The organism is Buttiauxella sp. S19-1, assembly GCF_022134725.1.
Taxonomy (GTDB): Bacteria; Pseudomonadota; Gammaproteobacteria; order Enterobacterales; family Enterobacteriaceae; genus Buttiauxella; species Buttiauxella ferragutiae.
Map to the genome: position 1 here is coordinate 26,891 of NZ_JAHWLU010000003.1, position 25,470 is coordinate 52,360.

Below are 25,470 nucleotides of genomic sequence, written 5' to 3' on the forward strand. Positions count from 1 at the left end.
CACGTGGAGAAATGCAGTGGAAACCATCAAGGGACATCAGTTAATTGTGCCGGATGCTGTATTTGCCTGGCAATTGGATGGCAAAGGCGGTGTCGATAGCATCGAGAGTAACGACACTATTGATGCTGAGCATCCTGCCTGGCTGCATTTGAATTATACCCATTCAGAGAGTGCGAACTGGCTGGCGAAGACGTCAGTGCTACCAAATTATGCTCGCGATGCTCTGGCAGGGGAAAGCTTGCGCCCGCGCGTGTCACGCATAGGAGAGGGCACTCTTATCACTCTGCGTTGCATTAACGGTAGCACAGATGAACGCCCGGACCAGCTTGTCGCCATGCGTTTGTATATCGATGAACGGCTGATTGTCTCTACGCGTCAGCGACAGGTATTAGCGCTGGATGATGTGGTCAACGATCTTAAAGAGGGCGCAGGCCCGAACGACAGCGGCTCCTGGCTGGTGGATGTTTGTGATGCGCTGACCGATCACGCCAGCGAATTTATCGAACAGCTGCACGATAAAATCATCGACCTGGAAGATAACCTGCTTGACCAGCAAATCCCGCCACGCGGCTATCTTGCCCTGCTGCGCAAACAACTGATCGTAATGCGCCGTTATATGGCACCACAACGTGATGTTTACGCCCGGCTTTCCAGCGAACGCTTACCGTGGATGACCGACGATCATCGTCGCCGGATGCAGGATATTTCCGACAGGCTAGGGCGCGGACTGGATGAAATAGATGCGTGTATTGCGCGTACCGCTGTGATGACGGACGAAATCGCTCAGGTGATGCAGGAAGCGATGGGGCGACGCACTTACACCATGTCGTTGATGGCGATGGTCTTTTTACCCAGCACATTTTTGACTGGGTTATTTGGGGTGAATTTAGGTGGAATTCCTGGCGGCGGCTGGCATTTTGGTTTCAGCATGTTCTGCATCATGTTGGTGGTTCTTATAGGTGGTGTTGCCTGGTGGTTACATCGTAGTAAATGGCTGTAAAATTTAACATTTTTAACATCAGGCGGACTAAAAAAGGCGGTGATAATTGAGCGAGGTCAATAAATGGAACGTCGGTTCAAGGCACTATCTCTCTCGCAGGTGAATGCAACGTCAAGCGATGGGCGTTGCGCTCCATATTGTCTTACTTCCTTTTTTAGAATTACTGCATAGCACAATTGATTCGTACGAGCCGACTATAAGTCGGCTTTTTTTTGTCTGCGATTTGTTGTCTATGCTTAAGGAACGTGTTTCAACGGAGTACTACAGGAGGCAATCATGACTGCATATCGAAGCCTAACGATGAGCGACCCGACCTTTCCGAGTGAACCGACTCCCGTTCCAGACCCGATCCCAAGACCGCAACCACTTCCCGATCCGTTAGACCCCGACCCAAAGCCGATTATTGATCCGCCACCGCACATGTAGGGAATTCCCTCTCTCGGGCGAGAGAGGGACGAGGTGTTTATTTGATTTCGAGAATATCCAGGCGCTGCAAAGGTTGCTCGTTGTCGTCTTCTTCTGGCTGCCAGCCCACTGGTTGCATCGGCAACTCTTCGCGGTCAAAGGCTAAATCGCCGCCATCAACCACATCGGCACCATGTTGAAGACCTTTAAAGTCAAACAGTTCGGTATCACACATGTGTGAAGGCACCACATTCTGCATCGCACTGAACATGGTTTCGATACGGCCAGGGTAGCGTTTATCCCAGTCACGCAGCATATCGCCTATCACCTGACGTTGCAGATTCGGCTGCGAACCGCATAAATTACACGGAATAATCGGGTACTCACGAGCTATGGCAAAGCGCTCGATGTCTTTTTCACGGCAGTAAGCCAGCGGACGAATCACAATATGCTTGCCGTCATCGCTCATCAGCTTTGGTGGCATGCCTTTCATCTTGCCGCCGTAGAACATATTCAGGAACAGCGTCTGGAGGATGTCGTCGCGGTGATGACCCAGGGCGATTTTCGTCGCGCCCAACTCAGTAGCAGTACGATAAAGAATGCCACGGCGTAAACGAGAGCACAGCGAGCAGGTGGTTTTGCCTTCTGGGATCTTATCTTTGACGATGCTGTAAGTGTTTTCTTCGACGATTTTGTACTCAACGCCGATGCTTTCCAGATACTGGGGCAGGATATGCTCAGGGAACCCCGGTTGTTTCTGATCGAGGTTAACGGCAACCAGGCTGAAGTTGATTGGCGCGCTCTGCTGCAAATTGCGCAGAATTTCCAGCATGGTGTAGCTGTCTTTGCCGCCAGACAGGCAGACCATAATGCGGTCGCCTTCTTCAATCATATTGTAATCAGCGATCGCTTCACCCACGTTACGACGCAGGCGCTTCTGTAATTTGTTCAGGTTGTAAGTTTCTTTTTGACTGGTCATGAAGTTCTCAGGCTAAACCAACACGCATAACGCGTAATTCTGGCGTGTATGGTACGGATTAGCGCGCCGAATGCCAGCACGTTTTGCAGTAACCGCTGTTTCGGAAGAGGTATGAACATCAAGTGAAGTACGGTTGTCGTTTCAGCCAGCCTGACAATAGTCGGATAGCATCATTCTGGAAGGTTATTTTTATAATTAACTGCCGGTGAATGACACCGGCAATGATACTTATTTAGAGCAGTAAACGCGTGCGTCACGTGGGGTATAGATACCAAAGGTAATAAAGCCCAGGAAACCATCGGCAAACGTTTGTTGAACTTCAGTACGAACCACTTTATCTGCACCGCCACATACAGCCGCCGCATCAACAGTTTTGGTCTGGCCAATTCCGCTAACAAAGAAGTGATGTGTCGTTGTTTGCTGTGGTTTCTCAGCAATATCTTTGTTAATTGTGAAAGTCTGCTGTGCACAACCAGATAATGCCGCTGCTGCTACTACCGCTATCATTAACTTTTTCATAACAACCCTATTTTTTATGTGTGAACTTCGCGTAGTCTCGCATTGAAATATAGGGATTTACAGCCTTGCGATTAGCTGTATGAGAATTTACTTATATTCGTTTAACCACCGTTTAATATCTGTAAATCCAAACTTATCCATTATTACCTGGTCCGTTTCGGATACCGTTTGCACAAAACACAATATTTTACCCACATCTGGCTTTATTCAATTCAGGATCGACTGCTGCAACTTAAATATAGGTCGTACCTTTAATTGCCTTCCTTTTGCTGGAAACTGCCGCGAAGCCCCCTCAAATCTGCTAACATGCGCGCCAGACGCTGTCTGACAGCCCATTAATTGAGAGTATAACTGTGACATCTTTTTCTACCCTAAACGTTCTGCCAGCAGAACAACTCGCCAATCTCACCGAACTTGGTTACCACACCATGACGCCTGTTCAGGCGGCCGCATTACCCGCGATTCTGGCTGGGAAAGATGTCCGTGCACAGGCGAAAACTGGCAGTGGTAAAACGGCAGCATTCGGTCTGGGCTTGCTGCAACACATTGATGCCAGCCAGTTTATTACTCAATCGTTAGTGTTATGCCCAACTCGTGAACTCGCAGACCAGGTGGCGAAAGAGCTACGTCGTCTCGCGCGCTATATGCCAAATATCAAAGTGTTGACGCTTTGTGGTGGCCAGCCGTTTGGTGCGCAGCGCGACTCGCTGCAACACGCGCCTCATGTGATTGTGGCAACGCCAGGTCGTTTGCTCGATCACCTGAAAAAAGAGACCGTTAATTTAGATGCCCTGCAAACACTGGTACTGGATGAAGCTGACCGGATGTTGGATATGGGCTTTGCGGATGCAATTGACGAAGTCATCAGCCATGCGCCGCAAGACAGGCAAACGTTGCTGTTCTCCGCAACGTGGCCAACCGCCATTGCCGCTATCAGTTCTCGTGTGCAGCGCACGCCAGAAACTATCGAAATTGATTCAGTAGACGAATTGCCGTCTGTTGAGCAGCAGTTTTATGAAATCTCCCGCAGCGGCAAAATCAGCCTGTTGCAAAAATTACTCAGCAAGCATCAGCCTGCGTCTTGTGTCGTGTTCTGTAATACCAAAAAAGATTGCCAGGCCGTATGCGATGCGCTGACGGAAAGCAACCAAAGTGTGTTGGCGCTACACGGTGATATGGAACAGCGCGACCGCGACCAAACGCTGGTGCGTTTCGCCAATGGCAGCAGCCGCGTGCTGGTGGCGACCGATGTTGCCGCGCGTGGTCTGGATATCAAAGCACTGGAAATGGTCATTAACTACGAGTTGTCGTGGGATCCAGAAGTTCACGTTCACCGCATCGGGCGTACTGCTCGTGCAGGCGAAAGCGGCCTGGCGATTAGCCTGTGCGCTCCAGAAGAAGCACAGCGTGCCAGTGTGTTAGCTGAAATGCTGAATTTGTCTCTGAACTGGCAACCAGCCCCAACGGGCGGCAGCATTAAGCCGCTTGAAGCGACCATGACTACACTCTGCATCGATGGTGGCAAGAAAGCGAAAATGCGTCCGGGTGATATCCTAGGTGCATTGACCGGTGATATGGGGCTGGATGGTGCGGATATCGGTAAGATTGATGTTCATCCAATGCACGTTTATGTCGCGGTTCGTGAATCCGTTGCACGTCATGCCTGGAAGCAATTGCAGCAGGGTAAAATCAAAGGCAAATCCGTTAAAGTTCGTTTGTTGAAGTAAGTTTATAACCCTCTCCCCGCCGGATAAGCGCAGGGAGAGGGTAGCTATCACTCTTTCGCTACAGCGTCCAAAACCCGCACCAACTGAGTCACAAAACCGTATTCGTTATCGTACCAGGCCACAGTTTTCACTAACTGCAAATCACCGACCTCAGTCACTTCTGTTTGAGTCGCATCGAACACGGAACCAAAATGTGTCCCGACAATATCGGACGAAACAATCTCTTCGTCGGTATAACCAAACGACTCATTGCCCTCGGTGGCCTTTTTCAACGCTGCATTAATCTCTTCGACCGTGACCTTTTTCCCCAGAATCGACACCAGCTCCGTGACTGAACCAGTCAACGTTGGCACGCGTTGCGCGTGTCCTTTGAGTTTGCCTTGCAGTTCAGGGATAACCAGCCCAATGGCTTTTGCCGCACCGGTAGTATGGGGAATGATATTTTGCGCGGCGGCACGAGAAGCACGCAGATCTTTGCCTCGCGGGCCGTCAACCAGCGATTGCGTACCGGTATAGGCATGAATCGTGGTCATAGTGCCGAGTTTAATGCCAAAGTTGTCGTGCAGCGCTTTTGCCATTGGTGCCAGACAATTCGTAGTGCAGGAGGCGACGGAAAGTATTTTATCCTCAGGCGTGATGGTGTTGCAGTTAACGTTGAACACGATGGTTTTCATATCCCCCGCTGGGGCAGAAATTAACACTTTCTTCGCTCCAGCCTCCAGATGCGCACTGGCTTTTTCTTCCGAAGTATAGAAGCCAGTGCATTCAATCACTATCTCAACGCCATCTTTCCCCCATGGGATATTTTTGGCGTCTTTCTCGGCATACACCGCTATTTTATTGCCATTGACCACCAGAGAATCGTCGGTGAAATCTACGGTGCCGTCGAAGTTACGATAGCTGGAGTCATGCTTGAGCAAGTAAGCCAGCACCTTTGGCGACGTCAAATCATTGATAGCCACAATCTCAACTTCACTTTTGGTTTCCAGAACGCGGCGCAACACCAGTCGACCAATACGTCCAAAACCATTAATACCGATTTTTTTCATGACCAGAACCTCATGTCTAACTGTTGATGGCTGCTTAAATCTTAATCAACTGTAGTGATAGTTCAGAAATGAGGGGGTGGCAAACTCCCGCTGTTAGCGGAAATGTTAGGTCATTTTAGGTGATGTTAATGATTTTCTAAGTAATTGCCGTTATCCTGGCAAAATCATTGTCACAAAGCAGGGCAGTCAAATGCGTAGCAAATACACCGCGTTACAGATAACGCTTCATTGGTTGGTTTTTTTACTGGTCGTTGGGGCGTATTGCGCGATGGAACTCAAAGGTTTTGCACCTCGTTCTTATCGGCCAATCTTCAATGCCACTCACGTCACCTGCGGGATCAGCGTGTTCTTTTTGATGGTTGCGCGCCTGCTGGTAAGGATTAAATACCGTGCTCCCGCGATTATCCCTAAGCCGCACCCGGCAATTATCGGCGTGTCGCATTTGGTGCACACCATTATTTATTTGATGTTTATTACGCTGCCAATCCTCGGTTTTTTAACCGTGTACTTCAAAGGCAGTGACTGGTCGGTATTTGGCATTTCTATGCCACATGCGATGGAGCCTGATGAAGATATGGAATTCACCATCAAAAGCTATCACGAACTCATCGCCAATATTGGCTACTTCGTCATCGGCACTCATGCGTTTGCGGCACTTTTCCACCATTACGTATGGAAAGACAACACTTTGCTGCGCATGATGCCAGGCAAAAAAGAGTGAGTTTATTGGCGGGTGTCGCTTCAAACTGATGATTGGACAAAGACCACATCGAAATCATGGGGTCTTTGTTTTATCGTTAAGGGTATTCCGCGAAATCACGCTCTGATTCTGTTTGATTAACGTATTCAAAAGGCAGCAGCTTCATTATTTTCTCATCATAGTGCCATCCCTGCGCATCACGGTTGATGACGTGTCCGGGAACGAGACAACCATCTGTTACGCAACGCACCACCGCAAATTTACCATCTTCGAACGCAACTCTATGAATACAAAAGGGAGGGGTCACGCGCAAACATCTTACTTCCAGAATAGAGCCTGCTATTCGTTTTTCCGTATGTCTTTTCATCTTACCCCCTTAAGTCCAAAGTCTGAGTTAAAAATCAAAGTGACATGGTGCCAGGCTTTGTAGCAGCCGATATTGAATCACCATCCATTTTAATTAGAACACCGGAATTTTCCGTGGTTCATTTTTTGTACATATAACGGACTTTGTCGAATAGAATTTACAGAGCAAGAGAAAGAAATGATTGCCTTCTTTTTAGGTAAACACAGGCAGGAGTTCGCGGCAAGCGCAGAAGAAGTGATGAGCCAATGCGCGCTGCATAGGTTAGCTGAAAAACTTGGGCTGAAAAACCAATAACACTTCTCAAGCCCGGTAATCATCGGGCTTCTTTTACTTATTAGTCATAGATCCATTTACCCGCGCGTGCCGACTCAGCCAGCATTTTGAGGGTTAACGGCTCGGGATCATCGTCATCCGCCCAGCAAGGACAAAATATAAAAATTATGGATGATTCTTCAGGCCAGTATCTCACGAAGTTAAACCCTGTCATGTCTACGCTAAATGTTTTAGCGTAGTTATCTATGATTTCCTCGCCAGTCTCCCACACCCAAACATAATCGCCGGTCGTCAGGCTGGTATCAATAGTGACAGGCCAACTGCGTTTTTTGAATAAACCTCTTGGCTCGTTGTAGTTCGAGTTATACCAAAGAATTATGTCATTATCCGTCACCATATCTTGTCATTACCCCTGGCTATGGTGTTGTACCTGCTTGTGGCTTTATAGGCTATCGCTGACACATCAGCAGCGATAATGACAATCCCTAACACTGGAATCCACCGACCGACAAATGCACCAAGATTTCGGACGTAAGAGAATTTCATTCGTCGAACGCTTCCAAGTGTAAGCGTAGGCCAGTTATTCACCTTGGTTTTAAGGAGTTTTCGCAAACTCATACTCAGCGGTGACGTTCCGGGCGTTGCGCCGATTGGTTTCCCCCGCGTAGGAATATCAGGTATTCCGAGAAGCATCCCTCCAATAGCGGCGTAATCTCTGACGCCTATCTGCTGTGCTGTTACATCAATGAATATAGAGAATAGAAGCTCATTAGCAGTAAGGTTGTAATGACCACGGTAAAAATAGGTTCCATTCAGCTCTTCAATCGTATCCATTTGAACCCTCATTTATTAGTAAAATACGTTAAATATTCCACTGATAACCATTATTATAAAAGGGTTAACCTGGGCGATTCGTGCCATAGATTGTGTGAATGATTTTTTTTTGAATTTATTGGTTTTCATGAATAACTGAAGAGGATGAGAAGGGCTAATATGCTCACGAATTTTTCCCGAACTTACCCGAAAAAAATGATATGTATTTGATTGTTTTGATATGTTTTTGCACGTACCTTTGAGCATAAAGCAAATGATTTTTATCGTAATGCATTGATTATATGGATTTTTTATATTGAATTGTGGGGGCGGGAATCGTATACGAACTTTTGTATAACAGATCCACTGCGTATTCATGGTTTCAAGTCCATTTTCCCTCCAATTTCAGGGGCGTTTTAGGGGCAAAAACCACCTTAAACTCGATTAGGGACAGATTTAGGGGCATGTCAATGACTGTATATGTCCCCATATGTCTTTTGAGTAATTCCCCTATCTCACTGAATAATATAAAAATTCAATTTTATCAATTAACTGGAAAATAATGTACCATACCCCCCTATAGTATATTGAGGTCGCTATGCCACATTCACCTGAAGACAAAAAACGTATCCTGACTCGCGTGCGGCGGATTCGCGGTCAAACGGAAGCGATAGAGCGTGCGCTGGAAAATGGCGATCCTTGCATTGCCATCCTGCAACAAATCGCTGCCGTGCGCGGCGCAGCCAACGGCTTGATGGGCGAAATGATGGAAATCCATCTTAAAGACGAACTGGTCGCGGGGGAGTCATCCGAAGATCAGCGTGCTGTACGCATGGCGGAAGTCGGCCATTTAATCCGCTCTTATCTAAAATAAAACTCACACTCATCTGACGACGGAAGAAGAATAATATGAAATCACGTGCTGCTGTTGCATTCGGTCCAGGCAAGCCTCTGGAAATCGTAGAAATTGATGTTGCTCCGCCACAGAAAGGCGAAGTGCTGGTCAAAATTACCCATACTGGTGTTTGCCACACCGATGCGTTCACATTGTCGGGTGATGATCCTGAAGGTGTTTTCCCGGCGGTGCTGGGGCATGAAGGCGGCGGGATTGTGGTGGAAGTTGGTGAGGGCGTGACCAGCCTGAAACCTGGCGATCACGTTATTCCGTTGTACACCGCAGAATGTCGCGAATGTAAATTCTGTAAATCGGGTAAAACCAACCTTTGCCAGGCGGTTCGCGCCACCCAGGGTAAAGGTTTGATGCCAGATGGCACCACACGTTTCTCATACAATGGCGAGCCGATTTATCACTACATGGGTACCAGTACTTTCAGCGAATACACTGTGGTTGCGGAAATTTCACTGGCTAAGGTGAACGAACAAGCGCCACTGGATAAAGTTTGTCTGCTGGGTTGTGGCGTCACCACCGGTATCGGGGCGGTTCACAACACGGCGAAAGTAAAAGAGGGTGATACCGTCGCGGTGTTTGGCCTCGGAGGCATTGGGTTGGCGGTGATTCAGGGCGCGGTACAGGCAAAAGCGGGTCGCATTCTGGCTATCGACACCAACCCAGAAAAATTCAAACTGGCGACTGAAATGGGGGCGACCGATTGCATCAACCCTAAAGATCATCAAAAGCCGATTCAGGATGTCATCGTCGAGTTGACCGACGGCGGTGTGGACTTCAGCTTTGAATGTATCGGTAACGTGAATGTTATGCGTTCGGCACTAGAATGCTGCCATAAAGGCTGGGGCGAGAGCGTGATCATCGGCGTTGCAGGTGCCGGCCAGGAAATCAAAACCCGTCCGTTCCAGCTGGTTACCGGCCGTGTATGGCGTGGTTCAGCGTTTGGTGGCGTGAAAGGGCGTACACAATTGCCTGGCATGGTAGAGGATGCGATGGCTGGCAAAATCAACCTCGACCCGTTTATCACCCATCGCATGCCGCTTGAGCAAATCAACGAAGCATTCGATTTAATGCACGAAGGAAAATCGATTCGTACCGTTATCCATTTCGGCGATAAATAACCGCTAAATTGATCTCACCGATTCCCGGTTAATTTGCCGGCAGAATCGGTGAGATCAATACTTTCTAAAGTTGAAAGGTCCCGGCTCGTCGCTCTTTAACGTGATAATAATGCTCACGGAAATCAGCGGCAGACTCTTCGGCGGCTTGACGGATTTCATCGCTATCAGCCTGATGGCGCAGCAACATGTCAGCACTTTTGACGACCAAATACAGGTGACCATGAGTTTGCGCAGCCGTCTGGCCAGAGAACAAGGCCGCACCAATGACTAACAAAATCATCCCCAGTTTTGATCGTAACTGTTTAACCATCATCTTCAATCTCATTAACGTGACGGGCCCACTGTATAGATGATTTCATCTGGTGACTATTCAACTTTTAGAAATAAAACAAAAGAATTGTCAGCAGTGTAAAAGACCAGATTGTTAGCTTTTGGTTTACGATAGGTTGATTAAAGAGATGACATGCTACAACCCTTTTACCAGTGAAAAGGGCGCAGTCCAGGCATTATAAGGCAGAATTAATGAGCGACTGATTTTGAAAACAGGTTAATGACTAACACACCCAGAATGATCAGCGCCATACCTGCAAGAGCAGGCCAGTCGAGTTTCTGCCCCAAAAATATCCAGCCTACCGCACCAATCAACACGATCCCGGCCCCTGACCAAATCGCATAAATAATCCCGGTAGGGATGGTGCGCATAGTGATGGATAAACAATAAAACGCCACGCCATAAAACAAAATGGTGGTGATACTTGGCCATAAACGGCTAAAACCTTCTGATAGTTTCAGTGAGGTAGTTGCTATCACCTCGGCAATAATTGCCACAATGAGCCAGATGTAAGTCATGTCCGTTTCTCCCACAGGTATTCAGCCCGCCAATGTAAAGATCAAAGCCGTTTCTGGCAAGAACTGGCACCAGAAACCATTACTCATTTCAAATGTCCTGTAACAATTGTAAATGTCAGCTGAAAACACTGGTTTTGTTGTTTATGGTATAATCTTTGTGATTGTAAATAAGTGCAATATTAGAGTTATCTCCTTTCTGAGTTTATCTTGTTACATTATGATACCGGTAACATATGAGGCTTTTTTGTGTCTGCATCAGCCCTCTTGTGGATGACAGTACACGGTTTCACATGACCTTTGGGGTAAAAAATGGATTGGTTTGTTGATTGCTTTTCAACCTATCTTTACGGGTTGAAAGTCATCGCTATTACTCTGGCGATATTGATGTTAATTAGCGGAATAGATGATTTATTTATCGATGTCGTATATTGGGTTCGCCGGGTATGGCGCTCAGCGACGGTTTACCGCAACAACGATTATCTGGACTATAAAGCCCTGTATGAGCCGCAAGAAAAGGCACTGGCAATTATGGTTCCCGCGTGGAATGAGACCGGGGTTATCGGTAACATGGCGAGATTGGCCGCCAGCTCGCTGGACTACGAAAACTATCATATTTTTGTCGGCACTTACCCTAATGACCCGGACACCCAACGCGATGTCGACGACGTTTGCGCGCGTTTTCCAAATGTCCATAAAGTGGTGTGTGCACGCCCTGGCCCAACCAGCAAAGCGGATTGCCTGAATAACATTCTCGACGCGATTTTGCAGTTTGAACGTAGCGCGCGTTTTAATTTCTCCGGCTTTATTCTGCACGATGCAGAAGACGTTATTTCTCCACTCGAATTACGCCTGTTCAATTATCTGGTCGATAGAAAAGATTTAATTCAGATCCCTGTTTATCCGTTTGAGCGCAAATGGACACATTTCACCAGCCTCAGTTATTTGGATGAATTTTCCGAACTGCACGGCAAAGATGTGCCTGTTCGTGAAGCTTTAGCGGGGCAGGTTCCGAGTGCAGGCGTAGGGACCTGTTTCAGTCGTCGAGCCGTGTTAGCACTGCTGGCAGACGGTGATGGTATTGCGTTTGACGTGCAGAGTTTGACCGAAGACTACGACATCGGTTTCCGCTTGCGTCAGAAGGGCATGGAAGAAATTTTCTGCCGCTTCCCGGTCGTGGATGAAAACGACAGCTCAGCAAAACCTTTCTTACAACGTTCGCGTACCGCCAACGTGATTTGTGTACGTGAATATTTCCCGGACACCTTTGCGACTGCGGTGCGGCAAAAATCGCGCTGGATCATCGGTATTGTCTTCCAGGGGTTTAAAACACACCGCTGGAGCCCAAGCCCGATTCTTAACTATTTCTTGTGGCGTGACCGCAAAGGGGCCATTGCCAACTTCCTCAGTTTTGCTGCGATGCTGGTGATGATGCAGCTGGTAGCGATCATGATTTATCAGCGTAGCGTTGATGGTGCGTGGCAATTTCTGTCGATCTTCGTGGGTGGCCCATGGCTGACAACCCTGCTGTGGATTAACTTCGGGTTGATGTCCAATCGCATACTCCAGCGCATGATTTTTGTCACCGGCTATTACGGAGTGGGGCAAGGTTTGCTGGTGATCCCGCGTCTGTTCTGGGGAAACCTGATTAACTTTGTCGCTAACTGGCGGGCGATTAAGCAGGTTATCCAGCACGGCGACCCGCGTCGCGTTGCCTGGGATAAAACTACCCACGATTTCCCGACGGTCAGCGAGCAACGTTCCGCTCAGCCTCTGGGTTACATCCTTGTGGATTCGGGAGTGCTTACCCAGCAGCAACTTGAAGAAGCACTGCAAAACCGTATTCCAGGTCTGAAACTGGGGGGTAGCCTGGTACAACTCGGCTATATCACCGCCGAACAACTTGCGGTCGCACTCGCAAAACAGGCCGATGTGCCGATGGAATCAATAGACTCGCTGGCACTGGATCCACAACTGGTCAACAGCATCCCGGCAAAAGTCGCTCAACACCATGCGGTGCTGCCATTGCGCCTTGAAGGTGAGACACTGACTCTGGCCTGCGAAAACACAATCGACCCGGTTTCGCTTTCGGCACTAAGCCGCAAAGTTGGCCGTCCGGTTAAATACGTGGTGGTGCCACGCGGACAGGTCGTGATTGGCTTGCGCTACTGGTACGGCTCAGAGCAATTGCTCAAAGAGAAACAGATACTGGAAAGTGCGGTGAGTGAAGATCTTATCAGCCCGTCACAGGCTGATGACCTCTGGAAGCAATATGTTTCCGGTCAACTTTTTTTTGCCGAAGTGCTCACCAACGAATTCAAGCTCAACGAAGCGGTTCTGCGTGCGGTGTTATTGCGCTATGAGCGTAGCGATTTGATGTTTGGGGAATTCCTGGTGCAAGAAGGTGTGGTCGACCAAAACGTGGTCAGTCGCGCACTGGAACAGCAAGATAAACTGCAACCGTCCCTCAGCAAACTGCTGCAAAATGCCGGTATCACTAAGTTACAACAGGCGCGCCTGGCTAGGGAGGTGTTATGAACATCCGCCTGAATCCGCTGGCCATGTTGATATGCGGTACATTACTCGCAACGCCTGCGCTCGCTGCAGAAGAAGGATCAAAACAAGACCTGGGCTTGAGCGATTACCGCTATTTCAAGGTTTACCCGCATATCGAGCGGGCGCATCAAGCCATGAAGGTTAACGATGAAACGCGCGCCTTGAGCAGTTTTGAACATGCGCATGAAATGGCGCCTGAAAGTGTGCGTCTGACATTATGGTTGGCAGAGGCTTACCGTCATTTTGGTCACGAAAAGAAAGCGCAAGCTTTACTGAAACGTGAGCTCAAGACAAATCCGCAAAACCCTGATTTGCAGCAAGCCCTGGCGGCGATTCCGGTTGCCGAGCAGCAAGTGAAATCCCTCAGCCAATTGCAGGAGTTGCAGAAGAAATGCGATGCCGAGCCTACGGTGGATTGCCGCAGCAAAGTAGGGAATTATGCGGTCAAACTCAACCAGTTAGACATCGCTCGCGCCCAACTGTCTGACCCTCAATTCCGTCACACCAAAGCCGCGCAAGCGTTAACGGATAACTACATCCAGCGGGCGATCTTCAGGCATCAGTGGGCGGCCGCCGACCAGGGTTTTGCACTGTTGGATAGCGACGCCACCCTGAGCGAGGCGCAGTACCAGCAATGGTTTGCCATTTTACTGCATATGCAGCGCGACCAGCGGATCCTCGATTTGCAAAGTCAGGGTGTGATGAATAGCCCTGGTATGCAACTGGCGTATGCTCAATCGCTGGCTGAACGTAACGCGCTGGCACCACTGCGCCGTTATCTCACCAGCCATAAGCCGGAGTTCACCAACCCTGCCGAAGAGCGTAACTGGCTACGGTTACTGGCAACCTACTGCCAGGACCCGGGTAACACAGTTGCCCATTGGCCGGTCAAACACCCAGAAAACCAACAGTATGTGTTGTCGACCTTGGTCCCCATCCGTATCCAACAAGGCGACTGGCAAGGGGCCAACGCGCTGCTCAGTAACTTCCCGGACGATCAGGGACTTGATCAGCGCCTGGCGTTAAGTTTTGCGCGAAAAGACACGCAAGCCAGCATGGAGTTGATCCGCAAAATTAGCCAAATGCGTAGTCTGTCCGCGCAGGAACTGGAAACCGCCAGCTACCAAATGGTGGCTATGGGGCAGGAGCAAGCAGCCACCGAATTGCTGTTGAACTACTGGCCGTTTGAGCAAGCCGGTAAGTTGCAGGATTCGCTCTCAACGCGTTTGTACAGCCAGCTTGCGGCGCATCCGCAGTGGTTGTCTGAGGAAAATAAAGCGCGGTTGCAAAAACCGTTACCGACAGCCACGCAGCGTATGGCTCAGGCTCGCGTGTTCCAGGGCGCAGAAAACTGCCCGATTGTGCGTAATTTATTAGGCGATTTGTCGCCACAATATGACGCGGAAAGCTGGTCACATCTGGCGCAATGTTATCCATTCCAGCCAGGTCTTGCTCTGCATGCCGCGCAACAAGCGGCAGCTCGCGATCCGTCACCTTACTACCAACGGCAAGTGGCTTATCTGGCGTATACCGCGGAAGATTATCAGTTAGCACAGGCCAGCTGGGCGCGCGTTCCCGCATCAGAAAGACCGAACCTGAAAACTGACTCAGCGCCAGAAATGGATGATGCGGCGCGTGGCTTTGCGCTACTGACGCAAGGCAAACATTCTGAAGCCCGCGATGCGCTGGAAAAAGCCCGCGCTTCTCAACCCGACTCGCCCGAAATCCTGCGCCAACTGGTGTATCTCAACGAGCGACTGGACGATAAACCCAAAACTCGCGAGTACAGCGAGCGGGTAGTCGATGACATAGATAACACTCTCACACCACAGCAAACGCTCAACGAACAGCAGAAAAAAGACCGCTTTGAGTTCCGTCGCATCCACGAAGACAGCGAACGCCGCTGGACTTTTACCTGGGACGGTTCATTCGGTTTAACGCCTGACTCGCTGAACAGTTCGGGCAGCAGCAGCGGCGTACAGCCGAATAAAAGCTACCGTAGCTATCAGCAGTTTGAGGCGGAGTACCGCATCGGTAAAAACCAAATTGTCGACGGTGACCAGCTCTCGGTTTACAGCCGTCTGTTCGCGGGCAGCAGCACTGAAAGCGACCATAACTTCATGCCGCTGTATGAGCCGATGTTAGGGATTGGCGTGCGCTGGAAACCGTTGCGTGACCAGGTTATCTACCTGGCGGCTGAACAGCAGATCCCGTTAGATAAGGCGCATGGCGAAAGTGACCTGATGCTGCGCGCGAGTGCGTCGTTCTTCAACGGCGGTAAATACAGTGATGACTGGCATCCCACCGGTAATGGCTGGATGGCACAAAACCTGTATCTTGATGCGGCACATTACGTGAAAGCGGATTATCAGCTTTACACCGCGGATTACCGAATGAGCTGGCATCAGAAAATCAATCAACACCAAACCATTGAGCCTTACTGGCACGCGCAGTACAACGCCAACACGGGCGACCCATACCAGGACAATACGCTGGGTGGCGTTGGGGTGCGGTTAAATACGTGGTTTGGGCAAACGCATTACGACGCGTTCCCGCATAAAGCGAGCGTCGGGCTGGAATACCAGAGAGTATTTTCCGGCCACAATCGCGATACCAATTCCAAAAATAATCTGTTCCTGACGCTGGGAGTGCGCTGGTAATGAAGAAAATACTTCTGACAACAACGCTACTGCTGGTAGTGCCTTTTGCCAGTGCGATGAATGCCGTGATGTATCAGCCGCAACTGCGCGATACCACCGTTTCCGACGCGCAGTGGCAAAGCGTATTGAGCAAACTTAAAGGGCAGGGAATTGATACCCTGGTCTTGCAATGGAGTCGTTACGACGATGCTTTCACGGGCGGGGAGTCTCGCGCCTGGCTTGAGCGTAAAGCGCAACTCACCACCGCAAGCGGCCTAAAACTGGTGATTGGTCTGGCAGCTGATGGACAGTTTTTCGAACGCCAAAAACAGCCAATGCCCGCACTGGAAAACTATCTCAACCACTTGCGCGCCAACGACGTTGCCGTGGCAAAACGCTGGGTTGAAGTACTGGGTGAGCAGGCGATTTCTGGCTGGTATATCAGCAGTGAACTCGATGACCGACGCTGGCGCACCCCGCAAATGCAGCAAGTTGCGGAAAACTGGATGAACAACACGCGTTTGTCGTTGGCCGCTGTCGCGGATAAACCGGTTGCGGTCAGTAGCTTCTTTGCCGGAAACATGACGCCGGACTCATACCGTAAATGGATAACCACCCTGAACCATAGCGGTGTGAAAGTGTGGATGCAGGACGGTGCGGGAACGCAAGTGCTGACGGAAACTGAGCGGGCGTTGTATCTGCAAGCGCCATCTGCCGGAAAGGTCATAGAGCTATTCCGCCAGGATAAGCAGGCCGAAACCTTTAAAGCGCAACCCGCTCCGGCGGCGTATCAGCAGAAATTGTTGTCGACCCCTGTCCCGCAGGGGCAGGACCGGATCTTCTTCTCATTGCGTTATATGAGTGCGGCCAACGGGGTGTTGGCCAAATAGCTTTGGTTTTGTCGGGTGGATAAACGCTAGCGTCATCCACCGCTATTCCGGTCAGGACTTAAACCCCGCCGCGGTCATCAGCAGCCGGAAACCCATCCCCACGGCGGCCAGTGCCAAAACACTGCCGCCCCATAACGCCACCATCCACAACAAACGAACTCCAGTCTGTTTCATCAGTGATACCCATCGCCATACGGCACTTTTCCGCGGAAAACGTAATAACTCCAGAAGGTGTAAACCAAAATTATCGGGATAATAAACAGTGCGCCGACCAGCATAAAACCCTGGCTTTGCGGCGGGGCGGCGGCCTGCCACAAGGTAATGGATGGCGGGATCAGATACGGCCAAATACTGATCCCTAGTCCGCTAAAGCCGAGGAAAATTAGCCCTAACGTCAGCAAAAACGGTGTGCTGTGCCAGCTATTTTCTCGACTGACCGAGAGCCATAACCAGGCGCTGCACGCTACCACCAGCAGTGGAACCGGCAACAGGAACCAGAAATTCGGCAGGCTAAACCAGCGGGTGGAAATTTGCGGGTGCGCAAGCGGCGTCCAGATACTGATAACGGCGATGACCGCCAGCATGACCATCAACAGCGGCTTGATGATGTTACGCATGGTTTTTAGTAGCGGGTCTGCGCTTTTCATCACCAGCCAACTGGCGCCAAGCAGCGCATACGCCACCACCAAACCAAGGCCGCAGAACAGATTAAACGGCGTGATCCAGTCAAGCTGGCTGCCGCTAAAAGTGCGTCCTGTCACCGGGAAACCTGAAATCACCGCGCCGACTACCACACCCTGACAATAGGTTGCCAGGATCGAACCACCAATAAACGCTTTATCCCAGAATGGACGGTGCGCTGGCGTGGCTTTAAAGCGGAATTCAAACGCTACACCGCGAAAAATCAGCCCGATTAGCATCAACGACAGCGGGATGGTTAACGCATCAACAATCACCGCATAAGCCAGAGGGAAAGCACCAAACAGTGCTGCCCCCCCTAACACCAGCCAGGTTTCGTTGCCATCCCAGACAGGGGCAACACTATTGACCATCACATCACGGTCTTGTGCACCGCGAACAAACGGGAAAAGGATGCCAATGCCGAGATCAAACCCATCCATCACGATGTACATCAGGGTGGAAAAGACAATAATCACAAACCAAATAACTGACAGATCGATGCCCATTAACGTGGCTCCTCCAGTGAATCGGTGACCGCCGATAGCGGGCGAGAAGGCGTGCCGTGCGTGGAGGGCGTATCGTCATCAAATGGCTGAGGGCCTTTCTTGATAAGCCTGACCATATAGCTATAACCCACGCCAAACACCGACATGTACACCACAAAGAAGGTCAGCAGGCTGATACTCATCTGCAAATTCCCGTGTGCCGAAACGGCATCTTTGGTGCGCAGCAAGCCATACACCACCCACGGTTGGCGACCCACTTCAGTCGTCACCCAGCCTGCCAGAATCGCGATAAGCCCCGATGGCCCCATCCACAACATAAAGCGCAGGAACGGGCGGCTTTCGTATAACCGGTGGCGATAGCGCAACCACAAACTGAACACGCCTGCCAGAATCATCAGCATGCCCAGCCCCGCCATAATGCGGAATGACCAGAACACCATGGTGGAATTTGGCCGGTCTTCTTTCGGGAACTCTTTTAGCGCCGGAACCTGTTTGTCCAGGCTATGGGTGAGGATCAGGCTGCCGAGCGCCGGGATCTCCAGCCCGTAACGCGTGCGCTCTTGTTCCATATCCGGCCAGCCAAACAGCAGCAGCGGGGTAGGTTCGCCGGGTACGTTTTCCCAATGCCCCTCAATGGCGGCAATTTTCGCCGGTTGGTGTTTCAGGGTATTCAGGCCGTGCATATCCCCAATCATCGCTTGCAGTGGCGCGACGATTAACGCCATCCATAATGCCATTGAAAACATGGTTTTAATCGCCGGAGTTTTGTTGCCCCGCAGCAAATGCCAGGCCGCTGATGCCCCAACAAAAAACGCGCTGCTAAGAAAAGCGGCCACGGACATATGCAGCAAGCGGTAAGGGAATGACGGATTAAACACCACGGCAAACCAGTCAACAGGCACCACTTGCCCGTTATGAATTTCAAAACCTTGCGGTGTCTGCATCCAACTATTGGACGCGAGGATCCAGAAGGTGGACATCAAAGTGCCCAGCGCCACCATGCAGGTCGCAAAGAAATGCAGCCCAGGCCCGACGCGCTTCCAGCCAAACAGCATCACGCCCAGGAACCCTGCCTCAAGGAAAAATGCGGTCAGCACTTCATAGGTCAACAATGGCCCGGTGATACTGCCTGCAAACTGCGAAAAACCGCTCCAGTTGGTGCCGAACTGATAGGCCATCACCAGCCCGGACACCACGCCCATGCCGAAGTTAACCGCGAATATCTTTGACCAAAAATCGTAAAGCGAACGATAAACCGGGTTTTTAGATTTGAGCCACAACCCTTCAAGCACTGCCAGATAACTGGCCAGCCCAATGGTGATGGCGGGGAAAATAATGTGGAAGGAGACAGTAAAAGCAAACTGAATCCTCGCCAGATGAAAAGCGTCTAAACCGAACATGCAGTACTCCGCATAAAGAATATTTCGATTTAATTGTAAGCCTTGCCACACCTGGGTTTAAGAAACAGACTGCCAGCATAAACCTATAACAGTTTCATCCCTTCCTTAACTCTTCCCCAAAACCCCCCCAAAACTCTTCCCCAAGACTGTATGCAAATCAGACCGCAATGAAAGTCCATCCGTCATCGCGTTCATCATGATACAGCTGTGTCATCGCAGCTGATTTATGTCCCAGCAATTCTTGCGTATTGATCCCCTGTTTTTTGTACAGACGTTCAGCAAGCGAACGCTGTTCATGAAATGAAACGGGCGTTTTCCCTTCTGGTGTTTCGATCCCAGCATCTTCCCGACAGCGTGAAAACATCGTGCTTGCTGTTGCTTTGTTGATAGTTTTTCCGGCCTTTGCTCTTGAGGTTTCACCTGAATGATGCACCAGATATGGACTTAAAGTTTGGTCACGGCAATGATTGACGACCTCTTCGAGTGTCAGCCCAACAGCCTCACAGCGAAGTGATAATGGAAGGGCGATTTTACTTCCGGTTTTTCCCTGAATGACGTACAAATACCCGTCTTTTATATCCTTAAATTTCATGTGCAGAATGTCCGAAAGTCTTTGCCCAGTCATCAGTGCCAGGCGCAGGGCATTATATGCCCAAGGGGAATAACGGACCCTTGCTGCTTCGAGTATTTTAACCCAGTCATCGAACTGTAAACGCGCTCGGGTTACTTCGACTTTAGGTTTCCGGGTGGATAGTACCGGGTTGAATCCAGGTGGAACCTCACCAGCGAACTGAGCCTCTTTAAATATATCGGTCCAGCTTGAACGAAGATGTTTAGCCATACTGTTTTTACCCTCATCAATATACTCTTCGAGAATTGCAGCCATTTCCCTTGAACCGACCCTGCACAGGGAGGTATTTGCAATGCGGGAACACAGAATATTAGCTGCACGTTTGCGTTCATAAGCGCTGGCGTCGGAAATCTCACCTTTAGCGTTTCTTTTCTCCACAATAGAAACGTATTTTTCAACCCAATCTTTAAATCTCAATTCGATAGGCACTGGGTTCTTTTGCTTTCGCCTAGCAATATCAATGAGCGCGAAGCTCTGCTCTACTTGCTGATCCGCAAATATACGATTCAGCTCAATCGCTGCGGCCTTTGCTATGGCTTCATCAGTACCAAAGCTTTGCCATTTTTGAGTTAATGGATCTTTATATTGCCAATAGACTTTGTTATTGCGCTTATCGAGTTTCACATAAAGGTTTTCAATATTGATGTTATGTTTCCGCGGTGCGCCCATTGATAGTTCTCTCAACCAGTGATTTCGCTTTATCCGGCAAGTTACGGGAAATTTTTATTTTCCCGACGCAACCTATAAAAACGGCATCTTCATCAACCACCCATTTTTTTCCATCTTTTCTTGCTGGAGGTGATATTTGCCCGGTTTTTGCCAGGTGATTCAAACGGGATTGTTTTTGAGGGTACCCAAATCCATTTGGGCCACTTGCCCAATCCTGAATGAGAACGGTTTTTGCCATGGTCATGTCTCTGCATGACCGCCGCCGAGTGTACTGCCCGGCTGACGGTCGGGGTTGATTATCAATAATCAGGTTGGTATTTCAGCTAAAAATCGAAGCTACGCTGCCCACCTCCTTGCTCTATTTTTAGCCCCTTTACGTGATCGCTGGAGGCTGTTGCCCAATGTGCAGCACGGATGATTGTTGCCTGGTTTGCCGTTAGGCAGGGTTCGGGTATAGCTGAATCCTTACGGTGTTCTGCGATGCGTATGCGCTGGCCTGCAATGTGCAACTTCTGGCATATAGGACAAAGGTCGCGTGTGTCAGCAAATCTCACTTTTCCATCGAAAAATACGTTGTTCTGCCAGGTTCCACAGGCGCGGCACATCGGTGCGTCGCAGGTGAACATACCCCTGCAGTTCTGCAGATAACCGTTTTCATCTTCGTCAGCATCCCAACCGATCAGACCGTCACAAAGTAAAGTGGCCAGTCCGCCGCAAAACATGCAGGACGATTTTTTCATGCTGCGACATCCTCTTTTACGACGCATAATTCGGGCAGGTTTGCCCGAACAAGTGCCTCGGCGAATGGCGGGGGAACGGCATTGCCACAGCGCGCAACTTGTTTGTCTTTTGCGTAGCGGGTACCGCGATAGTCCATATCAATGATGTACCAATCAGGAAACCCCTGGCAGGAGTACAACTCACGGGGCTGTAGCATGCGCATACCGATATCAACAATCCGGTAGGTGATACCGTCTATCTCCACGAACTCAGAAACGTCTTCCCCGCAATATTCCCGCAGAAACTCCCGAACAGCTGCTGCATGCGGGTATTCGCCACCTTCTTCGGTTGTCATCGTAGTTTCAACGTTGCCAACGTGCAGGCCGCCTGCCGTAAGACCGGGGGCCGGGGCATCAACAACGCGACCGTCCTTGCAGGTGCCGCGCAGCATCACCAGGTGAGAAGTTACCAGGGCGTGATGATCGACGGTCGTCACTGCATGGGCTGGTTCATCAACGCAAATGCCTGGCCCGGTGTAGTTTCCGCCGTAGTGCTTAGCCAGGAACGCGGTTGTGACGGCAAACTTGCCGCCTCCAGCGGTAACCGTTCCCAATGGGTTTTCGAGTTTTAATACACGCGGCGCTTGGCCGGGGCGTTCACCGTAGCCCATTTGGATCAGGGTGGGCGTTACCAGCTGTGATTTACCGCCGCCGCCAGCCGTGATGGTGCCACTTGGCGAGTTCGCCGCGTGGCCGACGCTGTTACCGAACTGTCGTGCGATAACCGGAGTAATGACACATGCGCGGGATTGTTTGAGGATTGTATGTGCTGGTTTTGTGACCTGGCGAGGTTTAGCCTGGTATTCGCTTCCGCCATTACCAGCTATGAACGGAGTGAGCATAGCCTCAACCATACCGAGAGCATGCCCATTACCACCTGGGCGTGCAGATGTTCCCGCCGTAATCGTTGGTGCAGGATCCGTAACGAGCTGCCCGGTTGAGCCACTACGGAATTTTGTGAGGTGCGGTACCACGACCGCGTAGCCATGTTTCTTCGTGATCGTCTGCAATGGTCCGGTGATTGCCTGGCCCCGGAAGCAGTCGTAATTGCCTTTGCCGCTGGTGTGATTGCATTTAACGATGAATGGGTTTGCGTTGTTCAGGACGAATCGCTGGATGCCACGCGCCACGCGGCGCAGGGTATTTTCCGCTAGTGATTTTTTCCGCTCAAAGATTGACGGGCAGGGGATCGACCAGTCGATACATTCTGCCGCGGTTCTCCATGGTTTCAGGCTGCCTGACTTCACCGTTGCTGATGCCGGGTCGCCGTGGGTGATATCGGGCCAGACGACCGGGCGACCGTCCCGGCGCATGACCATAAAGAAGCGCTTGCGAATTGTCGGGGTACCGTAGTCGCTGGCGCGCAGTTCCCGGTAATCGACGATGTAGCCCAGACCGCGAATTAGCCTTTGAGCGTCCTGGCTATCAGCAGAAATTTTCAAAAATTCGCATACCTCAGCAAGGGCAGGGTGATCAGTTGCAATCCCGGTGGACAGCATTGCAACGAAAGCGCGGAAGGTTTCGCCGATGCGCGCTGGATCCGGGCGCATTTCAACAGCCAGCAGCGGTCCCCAGGTCTTAAATTCTTCGACGTTCTCCAGCATCATGACTCGGGGGCCAACGTCCAGCGCCCAGCGAACGGCAATCCACGCCAGTCCACGAATTTCCTTCTCAACTGGCTTAGCACCTTTCGCTTTGCTGAAATGACGACAGTCCGGGCTGAACCACGCCAACCCGACAGGCTTGCCGGCAGTTGCGACTGCCGGGTTGATATCGAAGACGCTCTCGCAATAATGAAGAGTGCCGGGATGGTTTGTCTCGTGCATGGCGATTGCGTGGGGATCATGGTTGATTGCCACATCCACACTGCGCCCGATCGCCAGCTCGATGCCGGTGCTTGCACCGCCACCGCCAGCAAAATTATCAACAATGATTTCGTTCATTTTCGGTTGCTCAGTGCTGCTGCCAACGCATTGGCCGCAGAAACGATGGATGGAAGTGGCAGGCGCTCAAGCCACATACGGTTAACGTGATAAAGCAGCTTTTCCTTGCTTGCAGGAGAAAGCTCACCGCTTAAAGGAACTTCGCTAAGAACCATCATTGCTTCTTGCGGCCAGACTGTTTTCTCTGGCACATCAACATGCAGCAGGTTTTCAAGCTCGACGATGCGGCGAACGGCGTACTCAAGTTGCGGGGTAGAGGTCATGCAACCTCCTTCACGAAAATAATCCAGTGAGTTTTGTCGTTCTTACCAGTGCGCTGCCCGATTATCGGTTTCTCTGGTGTAAGCTCCAGAATCTGGCTAACTGGTATCTGCGTTTCGTTCCATTTGAAAATCAGCACGCCGTGTGGCCACAACACCCTGAACGCCTCAGCGAACCCGGCGCGCAAATCATCGCGCCACGTTTCTTTGTTCAACTTCCCGTACTTCTTGCCCATCCAGGCGTTATCGCCGACGCGCTCAAGGTGTGGCGGATCAAAGACGACAACCGGGAAAGAATCGTTAGCAAACGGCAATGCGCGGAACGAGGCAATCAGGTCAGGACGAATGACAAGGCGGCGACCGTCGCAAAGCGTATGCTCTTCGCTGCGAATATCAGTGAACACAGCCCGGTCATCGTGCTTATCCAGCCAAAACATGCGGGAGCCGCAGCACATGTCGAGAATTGACGGCATTCCCTGCGCTTCGAGTGAGTTAGTCATTGCTGACCTCCACGCGCTTGAACTCAATTACCCATACCCACGGTTTGGAGTCCCAATTTTCCTCACCGTAAAAATCACGCCACAAGTTCGCAAAACCTACGCGGTAAAGCGCTTCTGGTGGGGTTAATGAGTTCTGTGACGGTGTAACACCTTCTGCCTGCGCGTCCTCTTCTGATATATCAATCAACTGCTCAAGGCGAACGCCGATGATTTCAAGCAAGATACGGCTGGCAGTTCGCGGCATATGGATTGAAGGCACCCATCTTTCAGGAGTGGAGTTGCCTACGCCTCCGCCAAAACCACCTGCGTTGCTCACTAAATACGGAACAGAACCGTCGTCATCAGCGTCGGCACGATATAGATATTTCGCGCCATCTCCTTGACCGGGAAATGGTGTGAACGTCTCCCGCACCCAGATATGGTCACCAACTTTGCCGAAGGGATTATCATGGCGTGTTTCTGAAGAATCGAACCAACGACCCTCCAGGCATGACACCCCATCTTCATCAGGTTGTTTTTTAAAAACTCGCCTGGTCTGCGTCTTGCTGCCGTTGAGGATGGCTCGCACCATTTCAGCATTGAAAATCATTCCACGTTCACGCATCGTTGGCCTCCAGTGGCTTGATGGTGTCCAGCAGCAAACGATTTTTTGATGACGGGGTACCGCAGCGGGTACCGTCCGTTTTGTAATATCCTTTGCCTGCGGAGCTACACCATGTTGTTGCGGTCATGCGTAGTTTCATGCGCTTGCGACCATCTTTTGTAACGATGACACCCGAGTGGGTCATTGGCGGTTTTTTACTTGGCATTGCCAGCCTCCTTGCTTAGCGCTTGTTCCAGTACATCCGCGAACCAAACTTTGCCGCGATACTGATAAATGTTGTCGTCGCGCTCACACCACAAACTTGGGTTGACTGCGAATTGCATAGCGCGGGTTAGCTCGGCAATGCGATCAGCCAATTCGTTAAGCCGCTCAGCTGCCAGGACTGCATGCTCTGGGTTGTCACAATCGCAAAGAGCCTGGCTGGTGCCGTCTGACTTGCGTTCGTAAACAGTCCAGAACTGAGCAATCTCATCAGAGACTTGTTCGCATTCTTGGCCGTTATCCACCACGCCATTTGCATAGAATTGGGTCATGCTCGTGCACTCCCGAAAATTTTGTGAACCTGATAACCACGCCAATGGTGGCGACATTCATCGAAAATTTGGTTATCGCCAGGTTGTACGGGAATAGGGATAAGGCTTGCTGCCATAAATCGAACAATTTGACGGCAGTGTCGCTTGCTGCGCCTACGAGTTGGTTTTTGATT

29 protein-coding genes are annotated in these 25,470 nt (G+C 50.5%); 9 read left to right on the forward strand and 20 right to left on the reverse strand.

The features are described from left to right. The first annotated feature begins 16 nt into the window (after positions 1-16). Positions 17-1,000, forward strand: coding sequence for a zinc transporter ZntB (gene zntB, locus MES37_RS01295; protein WP_064546484.1), 984 nt, complete (start codon positions 17-19; stop codon positions 998-1,000). 276 nt (positions 1,001-1,276) lie between these two features. Then, positions 1,277-1,426 carry a hypothetical protein gene (locus MES37_RS01300; protein WP_157092952.1) on the forward strand — a complete coding sequence of 50 codons (150 nt, stop codon included), beginning with the start codon at positions 1,277-1,279 and terminating at the stop codon, positions 1,424-1,426. Positions 1,427-1,463: 37 nt separating this feature from the next. Here MES37_RS01300 and ttcA read toward each other — a convergent pair whose 3' ends face one another. Beyond that, positions 1,464-2,384 (reverse strand): tRNA 2-thiocytidine(32) synthetase TtcA, encoded by a 921-nt coding sequence (gene ttcA / locus MES37_RS01305; protein WP_064546486.1) that lies wholly within the window; start codon positions 2,382-2,384, stop codon positions 1,464-1,466. Positions 2,385-2,612: 228 nt separating this feature from the next. After that, entirely contained in the window at positions 2,613-2,903 is a 291-nt protein-coding gene (locus MES37_RS01310; RefSeq protein WP_064546488.1) for a Bor family protein, read from the reverse strand. Between the two features lie 353 nt (positions 2,904-3,256). Between MES37_RS01310 and dbpA the strand changes: the two genes are divergently transcribed. Then, positions 3,257-4,630 carry an ATP-dependent RNA helicase DbpA gene (gene dbpA, locus MES37_RS01315; protein WP_064546489.1) on the forward strand — a complete coding sequence of 458 codons (1,374 nt, stop codon included), beginning with the start codon at positions 3,257-3,259 and terminating at the stop codon, positions 4,628-4,630. A 47-nt stretch (positions 4,631-4,677) separates the two neighbouring features. On the opposite strand, the gene gap is transcribed toward dbpA, so the two are convergent. After that, positions 4,678-5,679 (reverse strand): type I glyceraldehyde-3-phosphate dehydrogenase, encoded by a 1,002-nt coding sequence (gene gap / locus MES37_RS01320; protein WP_133521514.1) that lies wholly within the window; start codon positions 5,677-5,679, stop codon positions 4,678-4,680. 190 nt (positions 5,680-5,869) lie between these two features. On the opposite strand from gap, the gene cybB reads away from it, so the two are divergent. Then, complete coding sequence (cybB, locus tag MES37_RS01325; RefSeq protein ID WP_064546492.1) at positions 5,870-6,400, forward strand: cytochrome b561; 531 nt, start codon at positions 5,870-5,872, stop codon at positions 6,398-6,400. A gap of 76 nt (positions 6,401-6,476) precedes the next feature. Here the strand turns inward: cybB and MES37_RS01330 are convergent, their stop codons facing one another. The 3 genes from MES37_RS01330 to MES37_RS01340 form a co-directional block, all read right to left on the reverse strand. Further along, positions 6,477-6,746, reverse strand: coding sequence for a hypothetical protein (locus MES37_RS01330; RefSeq protein ID WP_237929921.1), 270 nt, complete (start codon positions 6,744-6,746; stop codon positions 6,477-6,479). Positions 6,747-7,080: 334 nt separating this feature from the next. Beyond that, complete coding sequence (locus tag MES37_RS01335) at positions 7,081-7,416, reverse strand: DUF1493 family protein (protein WP_064546495.1); 336 nt, start codon at positions 7,414-7,416, stop codon at positions 7,081-7,083. Next, complete coding sequence (locus tag MES37_RS01340) at positions 7,410-7,853, reverse strand: STM2901 family protein (protein WP_237929922.1); 444 nt, start codon at positions 7,851-7,853, stop codon at positions 7,410-7,412. Before MES37_RS01340 ends, MES37_RS01335 begins: the two co-directional genes overlap by 7 nt. Positions 7,854-8,430: 577 nt before the next feature. On the opposite strand from MES37_RS01340, the gene MES37_RS01345 reads away from it, so the two are divergent. Together MES37_RS01345 and MES37_RS01350 are read left to right on the forward strand one after the other, a co-directional pair. After that, entirely contained in the window at positions 8,431-8,706 is a 276-nt protein-coding gene (locus MES37_RS01345; RefSeq protein WP_237929923.1) for a metal/formaldehyde-sensitive transcriptional repressor, read from the forward strand. Positions 8,707-8,741: 35 nt separating this feature from the next. Beyond that, on the forward strand, positions 8,742-9,860 hold the full coding sequence (locus MES37_RS01350) for an S-(hydroxymethyl)glutathione dehydrogenase/class III alcohol dehydrogenase (protein WP_064546502.1): 1,119 nt from the start codon (positions 8,742-8,744) through the stop codon (positions 9,858-9,860). 64 nt (positions 9,861-9,924) lie between these two features. Here the strand turns inward: MES37_RS01350 and MES37_RS01355 are convergent, their stop codons facing one another. Both MES37_RS01355 and MES37_RS01360 read right to left on the reverse strand, forming a co-directional pair. Further along, on the reverse strand, positions 9,925-10,173 hold the full coding sequence (locus MES37_RS01355; RefSeq protein WP_083963370.1) for a DUF2554 family protein: 249 nt from the start codon (positions 10,171-10,173) through the stop codon (positions 9,925-9,927). 206 nt (positions 10,174-10,379) lie between these two features. Continuing rightward, entirely contained in the window at positions 10,380-10,709 is a 330-nt protein-coding gene (locus MES37_RS01360; protein ID WP_121813534.1) for an SMR family transporter, read from the reverse strand. A 309-nt stretch (positions 10,710-11,018) separates the two neighbouring features. Between MES37_RS01360 and nfrB the strand changes: the two genes are divergently transcribed. The 3 genes from nfrB to MES37_RS01375 are packed head-to-tail and all read left to right on the forward strand — an operon-like array spanning position 11,019 to position 16,791. Then, a complete protein-coding gene (gene nfrB / locus MES37_RS01365; protein ID WP_237929924.1) occupies positions 11,019-13,244 on the forward strand; it encodes a cyclic di-3',5'-guanylate-activated glycosyltransferase NfrB in 2,226 nt (741 codons plus the stop codon). Further along, a complete protein-coding gene (locus MES37_RS01370) occupies positions 13,241-15,922 on the forward strand; it encodes an NfrA family protein (RefSeq protein WP_237929925.1) in 2,682 nt (893 codons plus the stop codon). Before nfrB ends, MES37_RS01370 begins: the two co-directional genes overlap by 4 nt. Further along, entirely contained in the window at positions 15,922-16,791 is an 870-nt protein-coding gene (locus MES37_RS01375) for a DUF4434 domain-containing protein (protein WP_237929926.1), read from the forward strand. The genes MES37_RS01370 and MES37_RS01375 overlap by 1 nt, the downstream gene beginning before the upstream one ends. A gap of 51 nt (positions 16,792-16,842) precedes the next feature. Here MES37_RS01375 and MES37_RS01380 read toward each other — a convergent pair whose 3' ends face one another. From MES37_RS01380 to MES37_RS01435, 12 genes are all read right to left on the reverse strand, one after another. Continuing rightward, entirely contained in the window at positions 16,843-16,965 is a 123-nt protein-coding gene (locus MES37_RS01380) for a DUF2474 domain-containing protein (RefSeq protein WP_064546514.1), read from the reverse strand. Beyond that, entirely contained in the window at positions 16,965-17,978 is a 1,014-nt protein-coding gene (gene cydB / locus MES37_RS01385) for a cytochrome d ubiquinol oxidase subunit II (protein WP_237929927.1), read from the reverse strand. Before cydB ends, MES37_RS01380 begins: the two co-directional genes overlap by 1 nt. Continuing rightward, a complete protein-coding gene (locus MES37_RS01390; RefSeq protein ID WP_237929928.1) occupies positions 17,978-19,378 on the reverse strand; it encodes a cytochrome ubiquinol oxidase subunit I in 1,401 nt (466 codons plus the stop codon). The genes cydB and MES37_RS01390 overlap by 1 nt, the downstream gene beginning before the upstream one ends. Before the next feature lie 157 nt (positions 19,379-19,535). Continuing rightward, positions 19,536-20,678, reverse strand: a complete 1,143-nt coding sequence (locus MES37_RS01395) for a tyrosine-type recombinase/integrase (protein WP_237929929.1) — start codon at positions 20,676-20,678, stop codon at positions 19,536-19,538. Then, positions 20,656-20,916, reverse strand: coding sequence for an excisionase (locus tag MES37_RS01400; RefSeq protein ID WP_237929930.1), 261 nt, complete (start codon positions 20,914-20,916; stop codon positions 20,656-20,658). Before MES37_RS01400 ends, MES37_RS01395 begins: the two co-directional genes overlap by 23 nt. Before the next feature lie 85 nt (positions 20,917-21,001). Further along, the gene (locus MES37_RS01405; protein ID WP_237929931.1) at positions 21,002-21,418 is read right to left on the reverse strand and encodes a hypothetical protein; all 417 of its coding nucleotides are present in this window, start codon (positions 21,416-21,418) and stop codon (positions 21,002-21,004) included. Further along, the gene (locus MES37_RS01410) at positions 21,415-23,400 is read right to left on the reverse strand and encodes a DNA cytosine methyltransferase (protein ID WP_237929932.1); all 1,986 of its coding nucleotides are present in this window, start codon (positions 23,398-23,400) and stop codon (positions 21,415-21,417) included. The genes MES37_RS01405 and MES37_RS01410 overlap by 4 nt, the downstream gene beginning before the upstream one ends. Next, the gene (locus MES37_RS01415) at positions 23,397-23,663 is read right to left on the reverse strand and encodes a hypothetical protein (RefSeq protein ID WP_237929933.1); all 267 of its coding nucleotides are present in this window, start codon (positions 23,661-23,663) and stop codon (positions 23,397-23,399) included. Before MES37_RS01415 ends, MES37_RS01410 begins: the two co-directional genes overlap by 4 nt. After that, positions 23,660-24,160 carry a class I SAM-dependent methyltransferase gene (locus tag MES37_RS01420; protein ID WP_237929934.1) on the reverse strand — a complete coding sequence of 167 codons (501 nt, stop codon included), beginning with the start codon at positions 24,158-24,160 and terminating at the stop codon, positions 23,660-23,662. Before MES37_RS01420 ends, MES37_RS01415 begins: the two co-directional genes overlap by 4 nt. Continuing rightward, positions 24,153-24,764 carry a hypothetical protein gene (locus MES37_RS01425; protein WP_237929935.1) on the reverse strand — a complete coding sequence of 204 codons (612 nt, stop codon included), beginning with the start codon at positions 24,762-24,764 and terminating at the stop codon, positions 24,153-24,155. The genes MES37_RS01420 and MES37_RS01425 overlap by 8 nt, the downstream gene beginning before the upstream one ends. Further along, positions 24,757-24,969, reverse strand: coding sequence for a hypothetical protein (locus MES37_RS01430; protein ID WP_237929936.1), 213 nt, complete (start codon positions 24,967-24,969; stop codon positions 24,757-24,759). The genes MES37_RS01425 and MES37_RS01430 overlap by 8 nt, the downstream gene beginning before the upstream one ends. Then, positions 24,959-25,297 carry a hypothetical protein gene (locus MES37_RS01435; RefSeq protein ID WP_237929937.1) on the reverse strand — a complete coding sequence of 113 codons (339 nt, stop codon included), beginning with the start codon at positions 25,295-25,297 and terminating at the stop codon, positions 24,959-24,961. The genes MES37_RS01430 and MES37_RS01435 overlap by 11 nt, the downstream gene beginning before the upstream one ends. Positions 25,298-25,470: the final 173 nt, after the last annotated feature.

What these genes read in the sequence shown, in the direction of transcription:
- MES37_RS01300 (WP_157092952.1), top strand. Translation starts at nt 1,277, where the DNA reads ATGACTGCATATCGAAGCCTAACGATGAGCGACCCGACCTTTCCGAGT.
- ttcA (WP_064546486.1), bottom strand. Translation starts at nt 2,384, where the DNA reads ATGACCAGTCAAAAAGAAACTTACAACCTGAACAAATTACAGAAGCGC.
- MES37_RS01310 (WP_064546488.1), bottom strand. Translation starts at nt 2,903, where the DNA reads ATGAAAAAGTTAATGATAGCGGTAGTAGCAGCAGCGGCATTATCTGGT.
- gap (WP_133521514.1), bottom strand. Translation starts at nt 5,679, where the DNA reads ATGAAAAAAATCGGTATTAATGGTTTTGGACGTATTGGTCGACTGGTG.
- cybB (WP_064546492.1), top strand. Translation starts at nt 5,870, where the DNA reads ATGCGTAGCAAATACACCGCGTTACAGATAACGCTTCATTGGTTGGTT.
- MES37_RS01330 (WP_237929921.1), bottom strand. Translation starts at nt 6,746, where the DNA reads ATGAAAAGACATACGGAAAAACGAATAGCAGGCTCTATTCTGGAAGTA.
- MES37_RS01335 (WP_064546495.1), bottom strand. Translation starts at nt 7,416, where the DNA reads ATGGTGACGGATAATGACATAATTCTTTGGTATAACTCGAACTACAAC.
- MES37_RS01340 (WP_237929922.1), bottom strand. Translation starts at nt 7,853, where the DNA reads ATGGATACGATTGAAGAGCTGAATGGAACCTATTTTTACCGTGGTCAT.
- MES37_RS01345 (WP_237929923.1), top strand. Translation starts at nt 8,431, where the DNA reads ATGCCACATTCACCTGAAGACAAAAAACGTATCCTGACTCGCGTGCGG.
- MES37_RS01350 (WP_064546502.1), top strand. Translation starts at nt 8,742, where the DNA reads ATGAAATCACGTGCTGCTGTTGCATTCGGTCCAGGCAAGCCTCTGGAA.
- MES37_RS01355 (WP_083963370.1), bottom strand. Translation starts at nt 10,173, where the DNA reads ATGATGGTTAAACAGTTACGATCAAAACTGGGGATGATTTTGTTAGTC.
- MES37_RS01360 (WP_121813534.1), bottom strand. Translation starts at nt 10,709, where the DNA reads ATGACTTACATCTGGCTCATTGTGGCAATTATTGCCGAGGTGATAGCA.
- nfrB (WP_237929924.1), top strand. Translation starts at nt 11,019, where the DNA reads ATGGATTGGTTTGTTGATTGCTTTTCAACCTATCTTTACGGGTTGAAA.
- MES37_RS01370 (WP_237929925.1), top strand. Translation starts at nt 13,241, where the DNA reads ATGAACATCCGCCTGAATCCGCTGGCCATGTTGATATGCGGTACATTA.
- MES37_RS01375 (WP_237929926.1), top strand. Translation starts at nt 15,922, where the DNA reads ATGAAGAAAATACTTCTGACAACAACGCTACTGCTGGTAGTGCCTTTT.
- MES37_RS01380 (WP_064546514.1), bottom strand. Translation starts at nt 16,965, where the DNA reads ATGAAACAGACTGGAGTTCGTTTGTTGTGGATGGTGGCGTTATGGGGC.
- cydB (WP_237929927.1), bottom strand. Translation starts at nt 17,978, where the DNA reads ATGGGCATCGATCTGTCAGTTATTTGGTTTGTGATTATTGTCTTTTCC.
- MES37_RS01390 (WP_237929928.1), bottom strand. Translation starts at nt 19,378, where the DNA reads ATGTTCGGTTTAGACGCTTTTCATCTGGCGAGGATTCAGTTTGCTTTT.
- MES37_RS01395 (WP_237929929.1), bottom strand. Translation starts at nt 20,678, where the DNA reads ATGGGCGCACCGCGGAAACATAACATCAATATTGAAAACCTTTATGTG.
- MES37_RS01400 (WP_237929930.1), bottom strand. Translation starts at nt 20,916, where the DNA reads ATGGCAAAAACCGTTCTCATTCAGGATTGGGCAAGTGGCCCAAATGGA.
- MES37_RS01405 (WP_237929931.1), bottom strand. Translation starts at nt 21,418, where the DNA reads ATGAAAAAATCGTCCTGCATGTTTTGCGGCGGACTGGCCACTTTACTT.
- MES37_RS01410 (WP_237929932.1), bottom strand. Translation starts at nt 23,400, where the DNA reads ATGAACGAAATCATTGTTGATAATTTTGCTGGCGGTGGCGGTGCAAGC.
- MES37_RS01415 (WP_237929933.1), bottom strand. Translation starts at nt 23,663, where the DNA reads ATGACCTCTACCCCGCAACTTGAGTACGCCGTTCGCCGCATCGTCGAG.
- MES37_RS01420 (WP_237929934.1), bottom strand. Translation starts at nt 24,160, where the DNA reads ATGACTAACTCACTCGAAGCGCAGGGAATGCCGTCAATTCTCGACATG.
- MES37_RS01425 (WP_237929935.1), bottom strand. Translation starts at nt 24,764, where the DNA reads ATGCGTGAACGTGGAATGATTTTCAATGCTGAAATGGTGCGAGCCATC.
- MES37_RS01430 (WP_237929936.1), bottom strand. Translation starts at nt 24,969, where the DNA reads ATGCCAAGTAAAAAACCGCCAATGACCCACTCGGGTGTCATCGTTACA.
- MES37_RS01435 (WP_237929937.1), bottom strand. Translation starts at nt 25,297, where the DNA reads ATGACCCAATTCTATGCAAATGGCGTGGTGGATAACGGCCAAGAATGC.